The 18,164-nt window shown below is 75.8% G+C and carries 16 protein-coding genes and 1 riboswitch; of the genes, 3 read left to right on the forward strand and 13 right to left on the reverse strand.

The window, feature by feature from the left end; genetic code table 11:
• From G3T38_RS14930 to G3T38_RS14945, 4 genes are all read right to left on the reverse strand, one after another.
• The gene (locus tag G3T38_RS14930) at positions 1-219 is read right to left on the reverse strand and encodes a CbtB domain-containing protein (protein ID WP_163773119.1); all 219 of its coding nucleotides are present in this window, start codon (positions 217-219) and stop codon (positions 1-3) included.
• Between the two features lie 176 nt (positions 220-395).
• Positions 396-2,921 (reverse strand): bifunctional hydrogenobyrinic acid a,c-diamide synthase/histidinol phosphate aminotransferase CobBC, encoded by a 2,526-nt coding sequence (locus G3T38_RS22750; RefSeq protein ID WP_338037676.1) that lies wholly within the window; start codon positions 2,919-2,921, stop codon positions 396-398.
• Entirely contained in the window at positions 2,918-3,532 is a 615-nt protein-coding gene (gene cobO, locus G3T38_RS14940) for a cob(I)yrinic acid a,c-diamide adenosyltransferase (protein WP_163773120.1), read from the reverse strand. Before cobO ends, G3T38_RS22750 begins: the two co-directional genes overlap by 4 nt.
• Positions 3,532-5,628, reverse strand: coding sequence for a putative cobaltochelatase (locus G3T38_RS14945; protein WP_163773121.1), 2,097 nt, complete (start codon positions 5,626-5,628; stop codon positions 3,532-3,534). Before G3T38_RS14945 ends, cobO begins: the two co-directional genes overlap by 1 nt.
• Before the next feature lie 26 nt (positions 5,629-5,654).
• Positions 5,655-5,827, reverse strand: a riboswitch (cobalamin riboswitch).
• A gap of 50 nt (positions 5,828-5,877) precedes the next feature.
• Between G3T38_RS14945 and G3T38_RS14950 the strand changes: the two genes are divergently transcribed.
• Positions 5,878-6,294 carry an NUDIX domain-containing protein gene (locus G3T38_RS14950; protein WP_163773122.1) on the forward strand — a complete coding sequence of 139 codons (417 nt, stop codon included), beginning with the start codon at positions 5,878-5,880 and terminating at the stop codon, positions 6,292-6,294.
• A gap of 71 nt (positions 6,295-6,365) precedes the next feature.
• On the opposite strand, the gene G3T38_RS14955 is transcribed toward G3T38_RS14950, so the two are convergent.
• The 8 genes from G3T38_RS14955 to G3T38_RS21795 form a co-directional block, all read right to left on the reverse strand.
• Entirely contained in the window at positions 6,366-7,847 is a 1,482-nt protein-coding gene (locus G3T38_RS14955; RefSeq protein WP_163773123.1) for an HNH endonuclease signature motif containing protein, read from the reverse strand.
• A 399-nt stretch (positions 7,848-8,246) separates the two neighbouring features.
• The gene (locus G3T38_RS14960; protein WP_163773124.1) at positions 8,247-9,530 is read right to left on the reverse strand and encodes a nucleotide disphospho-sugar-binding domain-containing protein; all 1,284 of its coding nucleotides are present in this window, start codon (positions 9,528-9,530) and stop codon (positions 8,247-8,249) included.
• Positions 9,527-10,096: a hypothetical protein gene (locus tag G3T38_RS14965; protein ID WP_163773125.1), complete on the reverse strand. Its 570-nt coding sequence runs from the start codon at positions 10,094-10,096 to the stop codon at positions 9,527-9,529. The genes G3T38_RS14960 and G3T38_RS14965 overlap by 4 nt, the downstream gene beginning before the upstream one ends.
• Positions 10,093-11,241 carry a glycosyltransferase gene (locus tag G3T38_RS14970; RefSeq protein ID WP_174268045.1) on the reverse strand — a complete coding sequence of 383 codons (1,149 nt, stop codon included), beginning with the start codon at positions 11,239-11,241 and terminating at the stop codon, positions 10,093-10,095. The genes G3T38_RS14965 and G3T38_RS14970 overlap by 4 nt, the downstream gene beginning before the upstream one ends.
• A complete protein-coding gene (locus tag G3T38_RS14975) occupies positions 11,238-12,218 on the reverse strand; it encodes an NAD-dependent epimerase/dehydratase family protein (RefSeq protein WP_163773126.1) in 981 nt (326 codons plus the stop codon). The genes G3T38_RS14970 and G3T38_RS14975 overlap by 4 nt, the downstream gene beginning before the upstream one ends.
• Entirely contained in the window at positions 12,215-13,528 is a 1,314-nt protein-coding gene (locus G3T38_RS14980; RefSeq protein WP_163773127.1) for a F390 synthetase-related protein, read from the reverse strand. Before G3T38_RS14980 ends, G3T38_RS14975 begins: the two co-directional genes overlap by 4 nt.
• The gene (locus G3T38_RS14985) at positions 13,529-14,422 is read right to left on the reverse strand and encodes an MBL fold metallo-hydrolase (RefSeq protein WP_163773128.1); all 894 of its coding nucleotides are present in this window, start codon (positions 14,420-14,422) and stop codon (positions 13,529-13,531) included. It abuts the gene before it with no gap.
• Positions 14,413-15,414 carry a 3-oxoacyl-[acyl-carrier-protein] synthase III C-terminal domain-containing protein gene (locus tag G3T38_RS21795; protein ID WP_163773129.1) on the reverse strand — a complete coding sequence of 334 codons (1,002 nt, stop codon included), beginning with the start codon at positions 15,412-15,414 and terminating at the stop codon, positions 14,413-14,415. The genes G3T38_RS14985 and G3T38_RS21795 overlap by 10 nt, the downstream gene beginning before the upstream one ends.
• A 74-nt stretch (positions 15,415-15,488) precedes the next feature.
• On the opposite strand from G3T38_RS21795, the gene cbiE reads away from it, so the two are divergent.
• Positions 15,489-16,730 (forward strand): precorrin-6y C5,15-methyltransferase (decarboxylating) subunit CbiE, encoded by a 1,242-nt coding sequence (gene cbiE, locus G3T38_RS22755; RefSeq protein WP_163773130.1) that lies wholly within the window; start codon positions 15,489-15,491, stop codon positions 16,728-16,730.
• Positions 16,727-17,503, forward strand: a complete 777-nt coding sequence (cobM, locus tag G3T38_RS15000; RefSeq protein WP_163773131.1) for a precorrin-4 C(11)-methyltransferase — start codon at positions 16,727-16,729, stop codon at positions 17,501-17,503. The genes cbiE and cobM overlap by 4 nt, the downstream gene beginning before the upstream one ends.
• 6 nt (positions 17,504-17,509) lie before the next feature.
• Here cobM and G3T38_RS15005 read toward each other — a convergent pair whose 3' ends face one another.
• The gene (locus G3T38_RS15005; protein WP_163773132.1) at positions 17,510-18,112 is read right to left on the reverse strand and encodes a TetR/AcrR family transcriptional regulator; all 603 of its coding nucleotides are present in this window, start codon (positions 18,110-18,112) and stop codon (positions 17,510-17,512) included.
• Between the last annotated feature and the right edge of the window lie 52 nt (positions 18,113-18,164).

Raw genomic sequence — 18,164 nt, forward strand, 5'->3', positions numbered from 1 at the left:
TCAGTGGCAGGGGAAGCCGAGCAGGTGCCGGCCGTCGTGGACCCACTCGTGGATCGCCGTGCCGGCGGGGATCGAGACGGCCCCCTGGTCGGCGGAGACGAAGAAGAGGGCCAACAGGGCCAGGAGGCCGAAGAACAGGGCCCAGGGCGCGAGGGCGCGGAGCGGGATCGCGGGCGCCTCGACGTCGGTGGAGGCGGGCAGGGGTGCAGAGATCGACATGGTCGTTCCTCCTCAGGGATGCAAGCGTCCCTGGTCGTGGGGGTGAGAGCGGACCGTCAGGTCTGGCTCCGTCCCACCTCCGCCGCCAGGGATCGACCTGGCGCAGCGAGGAGGGGCGTCACAGTAGCGCGACTGCGCCGGAATCACACCGGCTTCATCGGGCCCGCAGTCGCACCTTAGAGCATCGGTACGCCGCTCGTCAGTGCTCCCAGGGCAGTGAGCATCGGCCGGGTGCGCTCGGGGGGCCGCACGGCGATCCGCACCCAGCTCGCGTCGAGCCCCGGGAAGGTGTCGGCGCGGCGCAGCGCGAACCCGTCGACGCGGAGCGCCTCCCGCACCCCGGCGCCCGGACGGGCCAGCACGAACGGCGCCGCCCCCGGCAGGTGGGGGATCCCGAGGTCGTCGAGGCCCGAGGTGAGGACGCTGCGCCAGGTGGCCAGGCGCCGTACCCGGGCGGCGGCCTCCGCCAGCGCCTCCGGCTCCGTGGTCGCGCGCAGCACCGCGAGCGCGGCCGAGGAGACCGACCAGGGCGTCTGCACGGCCCGGAGGGCGTCGAGCACGGCGGGCTCGCCGAGCACGTAGCCCGCCCGCACGCCCGGGATGCCCCACAGCTTGGTGAGGCTCCGCAGCACGAGCAGGCCGGGCACGGGCGCGTCGGCGAGGGCGTGCCGCTGGTCCGGTACGGCGTCCATGAACGCCTCGTCGACCACGACCAGGCGCTGCGGACGGGTCAGGGAGCGCAGCGTCGCCGCGGGGTGCAGCCGCCCCGTGGGGTTGGTCGGGTTGCCGACGACGACGAGGTCGGCCTCCTCGGGCACGCGGCTCGGGTCGAGCGCGAACCCGTCCTCCGCCCGCGTCACGAGGTGACGCGCGGGGGTGCCGGCGGCCGCCAGTGCGACGTCGGGCTCCGTGAACTGCGGGTGCACGACGAGGGGGTGCTGCCAGGCGCGGGCGCGCGCCACGAGCGTGAACGCCTCGGCGACCCCGGCGACGGCGAGCACCTCGGCGGGGTCGCGGCCGTGCCGCCGGGCGATCGCGGCCTCGACGGCGCGCACGCGGCGTACGTCGGGGTAGGCGCCCACGTCCTCCAGCGACGCCCGCAGGGCGTCGAGCAGCCAGGGCGGCGGCGGCCCGTCGTAGGTGTTGACCGCGAAGTCGACGAGCGGCGTGCCGTCCGGGGCCGAGGTCTCGACGTCGCCGTGGTGGCGCAGGGGGTCGCGGGGTGCGTCGGCCGGGGCCGCGACGACGGGCTCGGGTCCGCGGGGCGCCGCGTCCGCACGGTCGCCCCGGTGGGGCTGCGCGGCCCGCACCGCGTCGACGAACCGCTGGGCCAGGTGGGGGTGGCCGGCCCAGTGGACGTGCAGGTACGACGCGTGCAGCGTCCCCGTCGCGTAGCCGTCGTCCGTGCGGGGGTGGGCCGCCGTGGGCTCGAGGGTCCAGGCCGGGTGGTGCTCGCCGCCGGTGCCGGCGGGGGGCTCGACCCGGGTGCGGTGGAACTCGTGCCCCGTCACCGTCTCGCCGGGGCGGCCGAGGAGCGTCGCGACGTCCGAGGTGGCGCTGCGGTAGGCCAGCGAGAGCCGGCCCGTCATCGCGGCCGTCGCGGGCAGCGCGCCGACCATGGGGGCGTGGTCGAGGCGGTCCGCGAGGTAGAGCAGCCCCGCGCACTCCGCCACCGTCGGCACGCCGGCCGCGATCGCGGCGCGGAGGTCGTCGCGCAGGGCGGCGTTGCGGCTGATCGCGGCGGCGTGCATCTCGGGGAAGCCGCCGCCGAGGTAGATGCCCCGGACGTCCTCCGGCAGCGCCGTGTCGGTGGTCGGGTCGACGACGACGACCTCGCAGCCGGCCGCCTCGAGCAGCTCCGTCGTCTCCGCGTAGGTGAACGTGAACGCCCGACCGCCGGCGACGGCGATGCGGGGGCGCTCCGGCGTCGCGGGGGCCGTGACCTCCGCTTGCGGGTCCCAGGGCTCCGCGTCGAGGTCGGGGGCGCTCCGCGCGATCTCCAGCACGGCGTCGAGGTCGATCCGCTCGGCCACCTGCGCGGCGAGCCGGTCGAGGGCCGTGGCCGCGTCGCCCCGCTCGGCGGCGGGCACGAGGCCCAGGTGGCGGCTCGGCGCGACGATGGCGTCGTCGCGGCCCAGCACGCCGAGCACCGGGATGCCGACGCCGGCGACCGCGCGGCGTACCTCGTCGGCGTGCCGCGGCGAGCCCGCCTTGTTGAGCACGACGCCCGCGACGCGGACGCCGGGGTCGTACGACGCGAGCCCCGCCAGCACCGCACCCACGGTCCGCGAGGCCGACGAGATGTCGGTGACGAGCACGACGGGTGCCTGGACGAGCCCGGCGACGTGCGCGGTCGAGGAGAAGCCGTCGCCGCCGATCTGGCCGTCGAAGAGCCCCATGACGCCCTCGATGACGGCCACGTCCGCGGGCCGCGGGGTGCGCGCGCCGTGGAGGAGGAGCGGCACGATGCGGTGCTCGCCGACGAGGTGGGGGTCGAGGTTGCGGCCGACGCGGCCGGTGGCGAGCGCGTGGTAGCCGGGGTCGATGTAGTCGGGCCCGACCTTGTGGCCCGACACCTCGAGCCCGCGGCGGGACAGCGCGGCCATGAGGCCGGCGGTGACGGTCGTCTTGCCGTGGCCCGAGGCGGGGGCCGCGACGACGAGGCGGGGGAGGGCGGTGCTCCCGGTGCTGCCGGTGCTCACCACTCGATCCCTCGCTGGCCCTTCTGGCCGCGGTCCATCTGGTGCTTGACCTTGCCCATGTCGGTCACCGTGTCGGCGATCTCGACGAGGCGCGGGTGGGCGCGGCGGCCGGTGACGACGACGAACTGCCGCCCGGGGCGGTTCGCCAGGGTCTCGACGACGTCGTCGACGTCCACCCAGCCCCACTCCATGACGTAGGTGAACTCGTCGAGCACGTAGAGGTCGTGGCGTTCCTCGGCCAGCCGTCGCTTGATCTCCTGCCAGCCCTCGGCGGCATCGCGGGCGTGGTCCTCGGCGGAGCCCTCCTTGCGGCTCCACGACCAGCCCGAGCCCATCTTCTGCCAGTCGACGGGACCGCCCTCGCCGGTCTCCTCGTGGAGCCGGCCGAGGCGTTCGAGCACGGTCTGCTCGCCGATGCGCCACTTGGCGGACTTCACGAACTGGAAGACCCCGAGGTCCCAGCCCTGGTTCCAGGCCCGCATCGCGAGCCCGAACGCGGCGGTCGACTTCCCCTTGCCGTCGCCGGTGTTGACCATGAGCAGCGGCAGGTTGCGGCGCTGCGCCGTGGTGAGGCCGTCGTCGGGCACGGTCAGCGGGACGCCCTTCGGCATCAGGCCACCCCCCGCTCGCGGCTCCCGGGCGTCGCGGTGGCTGCGCGGGCGACGCCCGCGAGGGCCTCGGCGCTCACCTCGTCGACGGGCAGGTGGGTGGCGCGCAGCTCGACCGCGAGCCGGGCCGCGAGCCCGAGCCGGAACGGGCCGGCCTCGCAGTCGACCACCACCGTCTCGATGCCCTGCTCGGCCAGCCACGCGGCGACCTGCCGGGAGCGCGCGACCGGGTCGGCGCCGGCCGTGGCGCGGCCGTCGGTGACGAGCACGAGCAGCGGGCGGCGACGCGGGTCGCGGATCCGTTCGCGGCGGAGCACGTCCGCGGCGGCGAGGAGACCCTCGGCGAGCGGCGTGCGGCCGCCCGCGGGCAGGTCCTCGAGGCGGCGGGCGGCGGCCTCGACCGAGCCGGTGGGCGGGAGGACGAGCTCGGCCTCCAGACCGCGGAACGTCACCAGCCCGACCTTGTCGCGCCGCTGGTAGGCATCCATCAGCAGCGACAGGATCGCCGTCTTCACCTGCTGCATGCGCTTGCGCGCGGCCATCGAGCCGGACGCGTCGACGCAGAACAGCACGAGGTTGGACTCCCGGCCCTCCCGCACGGCGCCGCGCAGGTCGCTCGGCCGCAGCACGAGGGCGCCGCTCCGGCGACCGCGGCCGTGCTGGTGGGGAGCCGCCGCGCGCACCGTGCCCGGCAGGTCGATCCCGCCCGCCCCGGTCCCCGGCGTGTTGCCGATCCGGCGGCCGCTGGACGTGATCGCCCGGGAGCGGCGCCCCGCCTCGCCCTCGCCGGTGCCGGCGACGCGGAGCAGACGGGGACGGTACGGCGCGCCCGCACCCACCGTCGTGACCTCGGCGCTGCCCGGGGTGGTCGTGGTGGGCTCACTCGTCTCCCGGGTCTCGGTGCCCTCGGGGTCCTCCGGCGCAGCGCCGGGGTCCTGGGGGGTCTCGTTCGACGGGCCGTCGGTTTTCCGGGGCGGGGGCGGGGGCGTGTCTCCGGGCGAGTCGGGTCCCCCCTCGGACGGGCCGTCCTCGGGTCCGGGCTGGTCGGGCTGCTCCGGCTCCGGCTGGCTGGGGGGCTCGGGGTCGGGCTCGTCGTCGCCGAGGATGCGGTCGAGCAGCTCCTCGTCGATGCCGGGCGCGTCGAAGGGGTTGCGGCGGCGACGGTGCGGCAGCGCCAGCAGGGCGGCTGCCCGGATGTCCTCGCGGAGCACGTGGCGGCGGCCGTGCCAGGCGGCGTGCGCGATGGCGGTGCGCGCGGTGACGATGTCGGCGCGGAGCCCGTCGACGTCGAACGCGGCGCACACCTCGGCGATCTTCGCGAGCGCGCCGTCGCCCAGCGCCACCTCGGTCACCAGCCCCTGGGCGGCGGCGATGCGGTCGCGCAGGGCGGCCTCGCTCGCGTCGTACCGCTCCGCGAAGGCGGCGGGATCCGCGTCGAAGGCGAGGCGGCGTCGTACGACCTCCGTGCGGAGCGCGGGCTCCCGCGGCGCCGCGACCTCGACGGTGAGGCCGAAGCGGTCGAGGAGCTGGGGGCGGAGCTCGCCCTCCTCGGGGTTCATGGTGCCGACGAGCACGAAGCGCGCGGCGTGCACGACGGAGACGCCGTCGCGCTCGACGGTCGCGCGGCCCATCGCTGCGGCGTCGAGGAGCAGGTCGACCAGGTGGTCGTGGAGGAGGTTGACCTCGTCGACGTAGAGGATCCCGCGGTGGGCGCGGGCGAGGAGGCCGGGCTCGTACTCCGCCACGCCCGCCGACAGCGCCTTCTCCAGGTGCAGCGAGCCGAGGAGACGGTCCTCGGTGGCGCCGACGGGCAGCTCCACGAGCCGGACCGGGCGGGTCTCGACACCGGCGTCGGACGTGAACGGGGCGTCGGGCGACAGCGGGCTCGGGTCGGTCGGGTCGGACGAGAACCGGTCGCCGGCGACCACGTCGATGGGGGGCAGGACGGCGGCGAGCGCGCGGACCGCGGTCGACTTCGCCGTGCCCTTCTCGCCGCGGACGAGGACGCCGCCGATCTCGGGACTGACCGTCGTCAGCAGCAGGGCCAGGGTCATGTCGTCGGAGCCGACGACGGCCGTGAAGGGGTAGTGCTGTGGCATGTGGGGCTCCCGCTCGCTCTGCCATCGGATGGATGCGTCGCGAGGCCGGTCTTCGGACTTCCGCCGTCCTGCGCGAGCAGGCGACGGTCACCGCAGCGGGCCCTGTGCCGGACTCTCACCGGCTTCCCAGATTCTCCCCGCACGCTCCGGTTGTCTCTCCGGACCGTGCTCGCGGGGCACCTCACGAACGGCGCTCACCCTAGTCGGGTCGGTGTCGTCGGCCCGCCGCAGGGCGCTAGCCTGCCGGTCGTGCCCGAGCAGCCGCTTCACTTCGTCGTCGCCGCCGTCTGTCTCCGCGACGACCGCGGTCGGCTGCTGAGCGTGCGCAAGCAGGGTACGGAGCGGTTCATGCTGCCCGGCGGCAAGCTGGAGCCCGGGGAGACGGCGCGTGACGCCGCGATCCGGGAGATCCGCGAGGAGGTCGGCGTCGAGCTGGCCGACGTCGAGCTGCTGGGGGAGTTCCACGGCGCGGCCGCGAACGAGCCGGGAGCGACCCTCGAGTCGACCGTCTTCACCGCCCGCGCCCTGGGGGAACCCGTCGCGTCTGCCGAGATCGCCGAGGTGCGGTGGGTGGACCCCGAGGACCTGCCTGTGGGCCTGCCCCTCGCCCCGCTGCTCGAGCACCAGGTCGTACCGGTGCTGCTGGGGCGGACTCCCGACGCCTGAACGCCGAGGGCGCCGGGACATGCTGCGCCGCCCGGCCACGGGGTGTGGGCGGGCGGCGGTGTGCCTGTCGCTCAGGTGGCGTCTGGTTCTCGCCCTGGCTCTGGTGGCCAGGGGCGGGTGCCGTCGGGGTCGACGAGGTAGCGCAGGCCGAGGGGGCTGGTCCAGATGACAGCGTGGGGTGGCTCGCCTCTGGTGGGGTCGGTGGGTCGGTAGGTCCAGCGTTTCCCTGTTGCCATTTCGCGGTGGGTCTTCATGCGGTGGTGGCGTCGGCAGAGGGGGAACAGGTTGCGGGTCGAGGTCTGGCCGGGTGGGCCTTGCGGGTCGTAGGGGTGGCAGTGGTCGAGGTCGGCGGTGCGTGAGCTGCGGGTGCAGTAGGGGAAGACGCAGCGGGGCCAGCGGGCTCTGACGTGGTCGGCGATCCGGTCGGGTGGGGTGTAGCCGTTGACGGCGTCGTGGTGGTTGAGGTCGATGATCGGCTTGACCGTCACTCGGGTGTCGGGCGATCCGCACCAGGACTGGACCTGCTCGACGGTCACTGCGCCGCGGGGTGCGCCTGGGGTGTCGAGGCGGGCGAGGTCGATGCCGGTCATGCCGGTGCAGGTGTCGATGCCGGGGCCGATCCCGTTGAGGGTGCCGGTGATGGCCGCGTGGTCGAGGTGGACGAACAGCACCACCTCGCGACGCGTGCGCTGAGCGCGTCGCGGCTCGGTCTCGGTCGTCCCGTCACCCGCGTCGTACTCCAAGGTCGTCACCCCGTCGCAGCGCCGTGCGATCTCGCCGAGGGCCATCGACCGGCGGATGTCGATGTTCGGGTCGCAGCCGAGCTCGCCGAGCTGGCGGGCGACGTGCGCGATGCTCCGTTCAAGGTCGAGAGCATCCGCCAGGTCCAGGGAGCCGTGGACGTTCACCGTGCCGCGCAGCGTCCCGGTCAACGGATCGGCGTAACCGACCTCGCCCAGCTCGATCGACAGGTATCGATCGCCGTCAGCCGCATGCCGTTCGGCTTCGGTGGTCTCGGGGTCGAACCTGGCCGCGGCCTCGGCCACCAACCGGTCGACCTCGGCACCGGTGGCCTTGCCCGCGACGTACGCGACGTGCCGGTCGACAAACCCGGCCCCGTCGAAGGTCAGGAGGCGGGTGGCTTGGGCGATCCGCCGGCCCCGCCAGACGTCGACCTCACCTGCCGCGATGCGCGCGTGGACGCGGGGGAGTCGGTAGCGCAGCTCGATCGCGTCCCCGACCAGGCGACGCGCAGCGTCGAACGAACACGCACGCGCTGCGGCGATCTCGCTGATGCAGAACTCGGCGACCACGGGCGCGCCCGGTCCGCCGAGCTCGAGGAAGTGATCCCCGGCCAGAGCCTCGGCGTACGCAGCGTCGTGCCACTCGCCCAGCGTCGTGATCGGGTCACCCACGACGGCGTCCGAGGTGTGCGCGGCAGCCCAGTCACCGACTGCGACGAACGCATCAGCCTCCGCGACACGAGCCGCGTGCGTGCGCTCGCGGACAGCGTCGATCAACGCGGTCGCTGTGGTGTGGGTCCCCCGATCCATGGCGCTTACTCTAGTCGAACGGACGTGCGATCACCACCTCTGAATGGTGATCTGTGGATGAGTCGACGGAGTGGTGGCGGGTGAGCAGACGGCCTCTGGCCGGCGCGGCGTGTCGAGCGGGGGTACCCCGCATGCGGGGGAAGCGCGCGACCCCCGCGGGGTTCATCCCCGCACGAGCGGGGAGCACCACTTCGCCTACGTCCGCCCCGCGCCGTACGTGACAACTCGACCCCGACCGGCCCCTCGGCTCATCCCCGCACGAGCGGGGAGCACACTTGCTGACCTGCGGATTGTCGCAGCGATGCTCGTCCTCGGTATCACTTCGGCACACGCTTACCCCGGAATCGTCCCGAGCCCCACCATCATCACTTCTGACTCAGTCGGCGAACCCGTCGCGCCTCAAGGCCCCGGCGCCGCGCCGTACACCCCGAGCCGCGCGCGTACCGCCGCGGTGATGGTCTCGACCGCGGGGCGCGCGGCGACGTCGGCGGCGATCGTCCGGGCGGCCGCGGCGTACCCCGGTTCCTCCAGCACCCGCAGCACCGCCTCCGCCAACCGCGCCGGACGCTCCAGCCGCACCGCGACACCCGCGTCGACGAGCCGCACGGCGTGGTCCGGCTGGTCGTAGTCGACCGGCCACACCACCGCCGGCAGGCCCGCGGCGAGCGTGTGGCCGAGCACGCCCGAGCCACCGTGGTGGACGACGGCGTCGAAGCGCGCGAGGTCGCGCGCGTAGTCAACGAGGTCGTGCACCACCAGCCCGTCGGGCAGCGAGGTGCCCACCGGCAGCGACGCCCCCGCCCGCCCCAGGCTCAGGTGGAGCTCCACACCTCGCGGGGCCAGCACGGACGCAGCCCGCGCAGCAGCCGCCACCAACGCTCCCCGGTGCCACGCCACGTGCGTCCCGGCCGTCACCAGCACGTGCCGCCGGCCGGGCGCCAACCCGGGAGGGTGGGCCGAGGACGGCGGCGTGAACAGCACCGGTCCCACGTACCGCACCGCGGCCGGCAGCGCCCGCGGGTACTCGATCCCCTCCGGCACCAGTGCCAGCACCCGCTCGGTGGAGTAGATGGCCTCCGACCCGTCGGCCCGGTAGAGCGACCGCAGCCCGATGTCGTCCAGCCGCGCCCCCGCCAGCCGCGGCGCCGCGCGCTTGAAGCCCCGCACGAACCGCCGACCACCCGCGTCCCGCAGTCGGCCGAGGGGTCCGCGTCCCGGGCGCCACCCGCCGACGTACGACGGCGGGCCGCTCCGCGCCTCGATCGCGCAGGGGGAGGGATGCGTCGTCCACCACGGCAGGCCGAGGGCGTCGGCGGTCGGCCCGACCGCGGCCATCGTGAAGTCGGCGAGCACGAGGTCGGGCGGATCGGCGCGCCACACCTCCCGCAGCTCGGCGGCGAGCCGCACCTGCAGCGCCGCCGTCGCCCGGAGCTGACGGACGAGGAGACGGGGGTTGCTGCCGACGCGGTACGGCGGGTCGACGACCTCCGCGACCTCGGCGTCCGCGCCGGCCAGGAGCTCGACCCCGACCGCCCCCGTCAGGGCGACCGCAGGCAGGGCGGCTGCCGTGCTCAGCACCCGCACCTCGAGGTCCGGCTCCCGCACGAGCCGCGCCGCGATGCCCAGCACGGGGTGCAGGTGCCCGGCCATCGGCGGCGCGACCAGGTCCACCCGGGCGCTCACCGTGCACCCCCGGAGCGGGGCAGCAGCTCCGCCACCACCTCCCGGCACACCGCCAGCAGCTCCGGCGCCGCCAGGTAGTCGAGGTGGCCGGCCTCGACCTCGACGTCCGCGGCCCACCAGCGGGCGAGCCAGTCGTGGCGGCTCGCCACCCGCACGGTCCGGCAGGCCGGCGGCCGCGTCGCGACCGGCCCGTAGGCCACGACCACGACCCGCGCCAGCACGTCGTGCGGGAGATCGAGGCGGCCCAGCAGGTCCAGTCCGATGCTCCCCGCGAGCACGAGCGTCCGGTCGGCCTCCCGGAGCCGGGCCTCGACCCGAGCCCGATGCGCCGACGACCACCTCGGCAGCCGGATCCGCACGGCCAGCACCAGGTGGCGCAGGCTCGCCAACCACAGCGGTACGGCGCGGTGCGGCGCCAGCCCCGCGTCGTACGGGAAGTTCCACGGCACCGCCACCCCGTCCGGCAGGTCGAGCGCGTCGAGGAACGCCTGCTGCTCGGGCGACAGCGCGCAGCTGCGGGGATCGCTCTGCCCCGTGCAGAACAGCACCTGCAGGGGCACGCTCATGCGTCGCGGAAGTCGTCGTCGGCGCGCACGCGGTAGGTGCGCGTCCGCCACCGGATCGTGGGGCGCACGGCGCCGTGCACGAGGTGGAGCGGCTGCACGAGCTCGGCCACCACGGACGCGACGGGCCGGTGGAGCACCCGCCCGTGGATCCTCCGCTGCAGGCTCCGCAGCAGGAACCCCCGCGCTGCCAGCACCGCGAGGGCCCCCAGCGGCCGACGCCGTCGCACGGCGTCGCCGAGCACGATCGCCAGCAGCGTCGGGTGGAGCCCGTGGAGCACCGTGATAGCCGCGGCCGTCGCCGGCGGCTGCCGCCGCAGCAGGAGCGTGGCGAAGAGCATCCAGCGGTGCATGAGCGCGACGTAGTGCCGCGGACCGTCGACCGTCGTCGTGATCCACTGCGGCGCGGCCGTCTGGCAGATCGAGCCGCCGCTGCCCAGCACGAGCCGGGCCAGCGCGAGGTCGTCGGTGAGCGCGTGCGCGATGGGCGCGAACCCGCCCAGCGCGCGCAGGTCGTCGACGCGCATCGCCCACGTCATGCCGTTGATGGTGACGGGCGGCAGCGTCAGGTAGGTCGTCGCGGCGTTGGCGTCGACGAACTGGTCGACGAGCGCCGCCCACGGCGTCGCCCCGCGCAGGTAGCCCGGCAGCCCCGTCGCGATCGTCGCCCGCTCCAGGCCGTCGAGCAGCGCTCCGAGGCTCGCGGCCGGCAGCCGCGTGTCGTCGTCGAGGGCGAGGAGCACCTCGTCGTCGGCGCACCCGTCGAGCGCGACCTGCAGCTTCGCGAGCTTCGGGTTCGTGCGCTCGGGGGTGACCGGGCACGTCACCACCTCGATCCGGGTGGCCCCTGCGGGGACCGCCTGCGCCGCCTGCGCCGCCAGCCGCTCCGCGACCGCCCGGCCCTCCGGGTCGTCCTCGTCCACGAGCCACACGAACCGCACGCCGTCGAGCGCCAGCAGGTTGTCGCGCAGCGCGTCCTCGAGGCCGGGGTCGCCCGACAGGATCGGCTGCGCCACCACGACGCGGGCCGACTCGGAGCGTGCGGGCACCCGCGGTCCGGGCACGGCCCGCGCCGTGCGCAGCGCCCACGCCGCCTTGCCGCCCTGGAGGGCCAGGTACCCGGCGGCCGCCGCCGTCCCGACCCTCACGCGCCCTCCCGTTCCCACTCGGCGCGCTGCCACGCGACGAACTCCTCGATGCCCTCGGCCACCGACACCCTCGGCGGGCCGAGGTCGCGCAGCATCTTGTCGGGCACGAACGTCTTCGACCAGGTGAGCACCCCGACGCCGTACGGCGTGATCGGGGGCTCGCCGGGCAGCCGCGCCACCCTCCAGAGCGCCTCGAGCGCGCGGGCTGCGCGCATCGCGGAGCGGATGCTCACGCGTCGCGTCGGCGGCTCGAGCCCGAGCCGCTCGACGACCTCGGTGAGCACCGACTGCATCTCGACGGGCTCCGCGTTCGTCAGGTGGTAGACGCCCCCCAGGTCGTCGCGCTCGGCGAGCAGGAGGAGGTGGTCGGCGAGGTTGTCGACGTAGATCACGTCGCCCACCGCGGGCGTCTCCCGGCCGGTCAGCAGCGGCAGCCGCCCGGCCCTCGCCGCCGCGAGGATGCGGGGGAACAGCACCGTGTCGCCCGGCCCGAAGACCGCGCGGGGGCGGGCGACCACCCACGACCCCTCGTACTCCGCCACGACCTCCTCCGACGCCGCCTTCGTGCGGGCGTAGTCGTTCGCGAAGGGCGGCCCCACCGGGGACTCCTCGGTGAGGTCCAGCTGGTCGCCGTCGCGGTACAGCACCGAGCTCGACGACACGTGCACGAGCCGCGGACGCCCCCACGAGCGGGCGCACCAGTCGACGACCGTCCGTGTCGCCGTGACGTTGTCGGCCTCGAACTCCCGACGGCGGGCGTACGGCGTGGCCCGCGCCGCGCAGTGCACCACGGCCTCCGGCCGCCAGGGCAGGGTCGGGGGCTCCTCGCCGTGGGCGCGCCCGAGGTCGACGCTCAGGTAGCCCTCCGCGTCGAGCCGGCGTCGGCCGATGCCGACCACGTCGTGCCCCGCCGCGCGAGCGAGCTCCGCCAACCGCCCGCCGACGAAGCCCGAGGCCCCCGTCACCACGATCCTCATCCGTCCCCCTCGCTCACACGCTTGATCCGTCGTCGCTTCGCCGTCGGGTCCTCGGTCGGCCACGGCATCGCCACGACCTCCGGGGACCGAGCACCGAGCCGCTCCGCGAGCCGCCCGACCTCGGCCGCCACCGCGGGCAGCCGCTCGGGCCGCCGCAGCGCCACCCGCCACTGCCGTCCGTGCTGCTCCACGCGGTGGTCGCCGAGGTCGCCCGCCAGGGCGAGCGCGTGGCGCAGCACGTCCGGATACACCGGTACGGCGCGGGGCCGGCCCCCGTCGTCCCCGTCGTCCCCGTCGTCCCCGTCGGCCGCGCGGAGCGTCAGCACGTCGTCGGCCCGTCCCAGCACCTCGGTGATCGTGCGACCCGGCCGGCCGCACGGGCACGGGCCGGGCGCCGCGACGAGCACGTCGTCGAGCCGGTGGCGCACCACGAGCTGCGTGGTGCGGGTGAAGTCGGTGACGACCGGGTGGAACCTGCGGTGGTCGAGCCACGCAGGCTCGACGTGCACGTGGCCCTCGTTGAGGTGGAGCCGACCGGCGCGGCAGCTCGTGGCCAGCAGGCCCTCCGTCGCCTGGTAGATCTGCTCGACCGGCCGACCGAAGGTCGCCCGCACGACGGCCTCGTCCTCCTCATCGAGGGTCTCGGCGACGGAGACGACCTGCAGCGGTGCGACGCCCTCCGTCGGGCCCGTGCGCTCGGCGATCGCCCGCAGCACGCTGGCGGGCGCGACGAGCACGTCGACGCCGACGAGCGCGGGCAGGTGCTCCTCCAGCGGTGCGCGCAGGTCGTGCCACGAGAAGTGGACCCGGCGGCTGGCGAGCGTCTGGTAGAGGTTCGAGTCGGCCCGGAGGAACAGCGCCACCCGCAGCGGGCGCCGCGCGATCGTGCGCAGCGAGGCCGGCGCGAGCACCTGGCCCATGAGGATGCCCGCCCACAGCTGCCGCTCCTCGGGGGAGACGAGGAAGACGCCGCGCGTGCCGGACGTCCCGGAGGAGAGCCCGACGGTGACGTCGTGCGGGAGGGTCGGGGCGAAGTCGCGCGACCGCTCGGCGGCCTCGGCCACCGCGAGAGCGTCCTCCAGCGCGATCCCGTGCCGGTTGAACGCCGCGAAGTCCGCGAGCACCTCGGCCTTGGTGACGACGGGCAGGTCGGCGAGCGGTCGGCCCGCCCAGGGCCGGTAGAACGACGCCCGCGGCACGTCGCGCCGCAGGAAGGTCGCGAGCCCGCGTGCCCGGGCCGCGTCGTGGTGGCGGGGCAGCCACCAGCGCTCGCGGGCCAGGGCCGCGAGGGTCGCCGGCGAGGCGCCCACCTAGCGGGCGCTCCGGTCGGCGCGGGCGGTCCACGCGGCGTACCCGTCCGGACAGTGCGCCGGGAGCACCAGCAGCCCCGCGTCGGCGTGGGCGCGGTGGAGCCGGTGCAGGTCGCCGAGGGTGCCGAGGGCGGCGGTCCAGTCGTCGAACGCGACGCCGGCGAGCCGCGACGGCGGGACGTCCTCGACCACGGCGCGGGTGGACCAGGCAGCGTCGCCGGCGAGCAGCACGGGGGAGCCGTCCTGGGCCGTGAGGACCACCCCGAGGTGGCCCGGCATGTGGCCGGGCAGGTCGACCGCGACGAGGCTGCGGTCGCCGAGGAGATCCCAGCCGCGGAGCGTGGCGGCCCCCTCCAGCACCAGCGGCGTCGCCGACTCCACCGTCGCGACCCGGTCGTCGAGGTCGTCGGGCAGCAGGCCGGGGAGCAGGCCGTGGCGCGTCGCCGCCAGCCGCGACAGGGACCGCACCTGCCGGAGGCCTGCCGCTCCGCAGTGGATCCGCGCGGCCGGGTAGTCGCGCAGACCGGCGACGTGGTCGCCGTGGAAGTGCGTCACCACCACCCGTCGGACGTCGCCGGGATGGATCCCGCGGGCCGCGAGCTGGCGGGGCAGCTCCTCGTCGGACGGCAGGGTGACCGGCAGCAGCGCGCCGTACAGCCGCTCGGGGAGCCGCGCCGTCGCGGTGCGGAAGTGCGACGCGTAGCCGGTGTCGACGAGGGTCCAGCCGAGCTCCGGGCGGTCCACGTGGCGGACCAGCGCCGCGTACGACGGGAACTCGATCATCCGCCGACGCCCGTCACGGTGCGCCAGCGCGTCGAGCTGGCGGCAGTGTCCGACGCGCAGGAGGTGCAGCTCGACCCGCGGCTGGTCGGCCAGCAGGTCGGTCAGTAGCACAGCAGCACGCCGCCCATGCTGATCCCCGCGCCCGTCCCCAGCAGCAGGGCGTGGTCGCCCCGCTGCAGGCGCCCGCTCGAGACCGCGGTGTGCAGCGCGAACGGCAGGGACGCCCCGACCTGGTTGCCGTGGTCGGCGTAGACGTCGACGAGCTGGTCCTCGCCGAGCGCCAGGGCGTGGCGCAGCCACGCGAGCCCGAGGTGGCTGGCCTGGTGGGGCACGACGACGGTGTCCGCGACGGCGACCCCCGCCGCGGCGGTGAGGCGCTCGACGAGCGGCGGCAGGTGGCGCACGGCGAGGCGCAGCGCCGCACCGCCGTCCATGCGGAACCGGGCCCAGTCCGCGTAGTCGCCCTCGCCGGCCACCCGGTCGGGCGCCCAGCGGGAGCCGCCGCCCCTGATCTCGCAGGCGTGCGCGCCGGAGCTGTAGGTCTCGAACCCGGCCGCCAGCACCGCCGACCCGGTGGCGCCCGCGGGGCCGAGCACGGCGGCCGCGGCGCCGTCGCCGAAGATCCCCGACGCGCCGAGGTCGGAGAAGTCGAGGCCGACGGAGGCGAGGTCGCTGGAGACGACGAGCACCCGCTCGTAGCGTCCCGCGTCCACCAGCGTCGCCACGAGGTCGACCGCGGTGAGGAAGCTGAGGCAGCTGGCGCCGACGTCGAAGGACGGCAGCGGTCGCGCCGGCGCGAGCTCCTCGTGGAGCAGCGCCGCGTTGTAGGGCAGCGGCTGGTCGGGCGTGCCGCTGGCCGCCACCACGAGGTCGATGTCGTCGAGGGTGAGGTCCGCCGCGGCCAGCGCCTGCCGGGCGGCCCGCGCGCCGAGGGCGGCGGCCGTGCCCTTCTCGACGTAGCGGACCCGCACCCCCGTCGTCGACTCGACCGTGCCCGGCGCGAGGCCGAGCCGGTCGTCGAGCTCGGCGCTGGTCACCGCGTCGGCCGGCAGCGCGGCGCCCGTGCCCAGGATGCGGAGCGAGCGTGGTCCGAGAGCAGGCACGAGGCCTCCCTTGCGTCGTCGGGGACGGTGGGTGCTCGCGACCCTAACGTCTCGGTGACCTAGCCTTCGGGACCGTGAACCCCACCCGCCCCGTCGTCACCGTCGTCGGGATCGGGGCCGACGGCTGGCCCGGGGTCCCCGAGCGGCTGCGCTCGCTGGTCGCGTCCGCCGAGGTCCTGCTGGGCGGCGAGCGACACCTGGCGCTCGTGCCGCCGGTCGCCGGCCAGGCCCGCACGCCGTGGCCACGTCCCCTGCGCGGGGGGCTGTCCGGCCTCCTCGCGGAGCACGCCGGTCGGCGTGTCGTGGCGCTCGCCTCGGGCGACCCGCTCGTCTCCGGGATCGGTACGACGCTGATCGACCTCCTCGGTGCCGACGCGGTGCGGATCGAGCCCGCCGTGTCCTCCGTCGCCCTCGCGCACGCCCGCCTCGGCTGGGCCGCCGAGAGCACCGTCGTCGTGAGTGCCGTTGCCCGCGACGTACGGCGTGTGCTGCGGGAGCTGGCTCCCGGCCGTCGCGTCGTGGTGCTGTCGTCGGACGCGTCGACGCCCGCGGACCTCGCCGCCCTGCTGACGATGAGCGGCTGGGGCCCGTCGCGGATGACGGTGCTCGGGGACCTCGGCGCCGACGACGAGTCGCGGCTCGAGGGGGACGCGTACGACTGGTGCGACGACGCGCCCGCCTTCAGCCCGCTCAACGTCGTCGCGCTCGAGACCCGCGCGGAGGGAGGCGACGGCGTCGTCACCTGGGCCTCCGGCCTGCCCGACGAGGCGTTCGAGAACGACGGTCCCCTCACCAAGCGTGACCTCCGCGCGAGCGCGCTCGCCCGGCTCGCGCCCGGCCCCGGGGAGCTGCTCTGGGACGTGGGGGCCGGCGCCGGCAGCGTCGGCATCGAGTGGATGCGCGCGCACCCCACCTGCCGCACGATCGCGATCGAGGACGTCCCGTCGCGCGCCGCGACCGTCCGGCGCAACGCCGGCCGCCTGGGCGTGCCCGACCTCCGCGTGGTGCAGGGCCGGGCTCCTGGTGCGCTCGAGGGCCTGCCGACGCCCGACGCGGTGTTCCTCGGCGGCGGCGCGACGGTCCCCGGGGTGCTCGAGGCGTGCGTCGACGCGCTCCGACCGGGCGGGCGGCTCGTCGTCCACGGGGTCACCGTCGAGACCGAGGCCCTGCTGGCCGAGCGCCACGGCGCGGTGGGAGGCGAGCTGACCCGGCACTCCGTCGAGACCGCCGCGCGGCTCGGCAGCTTCCGCGGCTTCACCCCGGCCCGCGCCGTGACCCAGTGGGCCTGGACCAAGACCCAGGAGGAGTCCTCGTGACCGTCCACTTCGTCGGTGCCGGTCCCGGCGCCGCGGACCTCATCACGCTCCGCGCCGCACGGATGCTGGAGGCGGCGGACGTCGTGCTCTACCCGGGCACCTACCTCGACGCCGCCGTGCTCGGCCACTGCCGTGCGGACGCACGCCTCGTCGACACCCAGGACCTCGACCTCGACGCCATCACCGCGGCGCTCGTGGACGCCGACCGGAACGGTGCGGACGTCGTGCGCCTCACCTCCGGCGACCCGTCGCTCTACTCCGCGCTGTTCGAGCAGACCCGCCGCCTCGACGCGGCGGGCGTGGCGTGGGACGTGACGCCCGGGGTGCCGGCGTACGCCGCCGCGGCCGCCCGCGTCGGCCGCGAGCTCACGGTGCCGCTCGTCGCGCAGTCCGTCGTGCTGACCCGCACGCAGGCGCGCTCGACGGCCATGCCCGACGGCGAGCGGCTGGAGGCCTTCGCCGCCACGGGCGCCACGCTCGTCCTCCACCTCGCGGTGACGCGCACCCGCGCCCTCGCCGCGGACCTGAGCGCGTCGTACGGCGCGGACTGCCCCGTCGCGGTGGTCTACCGCGCCTCGCAGCCGGGGGAGCGGGTGCTCACCGGCACGCTCGGCGACATCGCCGACGCGGTCGAGGAGGCGGGGCTGCGCCAGGCGGCGGTCATCCTCGTCGGCCGCGCGCTCGCGGGTCCGAGCGCCTCGGGCGCGGGGGAGTCGTACCTCTACGACGCCGCGCGCGACCGGTCGCTCAAGCGGACGGGACCGGGAGCGTAGGTCGGGTCAGCCCCGCAACGCGTCGCGCACGACCGACTCGCCCGCGTCGACGAGCCGCTGGGCGACGCGCACGGGGTCGGCGTCGAGCGTGCCGGCCACCATGGCACCGTCGCGCAGCATCTGCAGCTGCGCGGCCGCCTCGTCCGCCCGCTCCGGCGCCACGCCGAGGTCGGTGAGGACCCGGGCCAGCTCGCCCCGCAGCCACGCCCGGTGGGTCGCGACCACCGTGCGCACGGGATGGGTCGGGTCGGCGTACTCCGCCGCGGCGTTGAGGAACGCGCACCCGCGGAAGCCCTCGGCGCAGGTGAGGGCGCCGACGCGGCGCGCGTAGGCGCGCAGGACCTCCGCGGGGTCGTCCGGGTGGGTGCGGTGCGCCTCCGCCAAGGCGGCGCGCTCCTCCGCGACGACCTCGTTGAGGTAGGCCACCACGAGGTCGTCCTTGCTCCGGAAGTGGCGGTAGAAGGTCATCTTCGAGACCTCGGCGTCCGCGATGAGCCGGTCGGCGCTCACCGTGCGGATGCCGTCGCGGTAGAAGCGGCGACGCGCGGCGCCGAGGATCCGCTGCCGGACGGCGCTGGGTCGCACCGTCGTCGTCGCCGTGTCCTCCATCGATCTCGTCCTTCCTCGAACCGGGGCTTGTGTCCGGGGCCCGGACCTGTCA

The organism is Nocardioides zeae, assembly GCF_010686755.1.
Classification (GTDB): domain Bacteria; phylum Actinomycetota; class Actinomycetes; order Propionibacteriales; family Nocardioidaceae; genus Nocardioides; species Nocardioides zeae.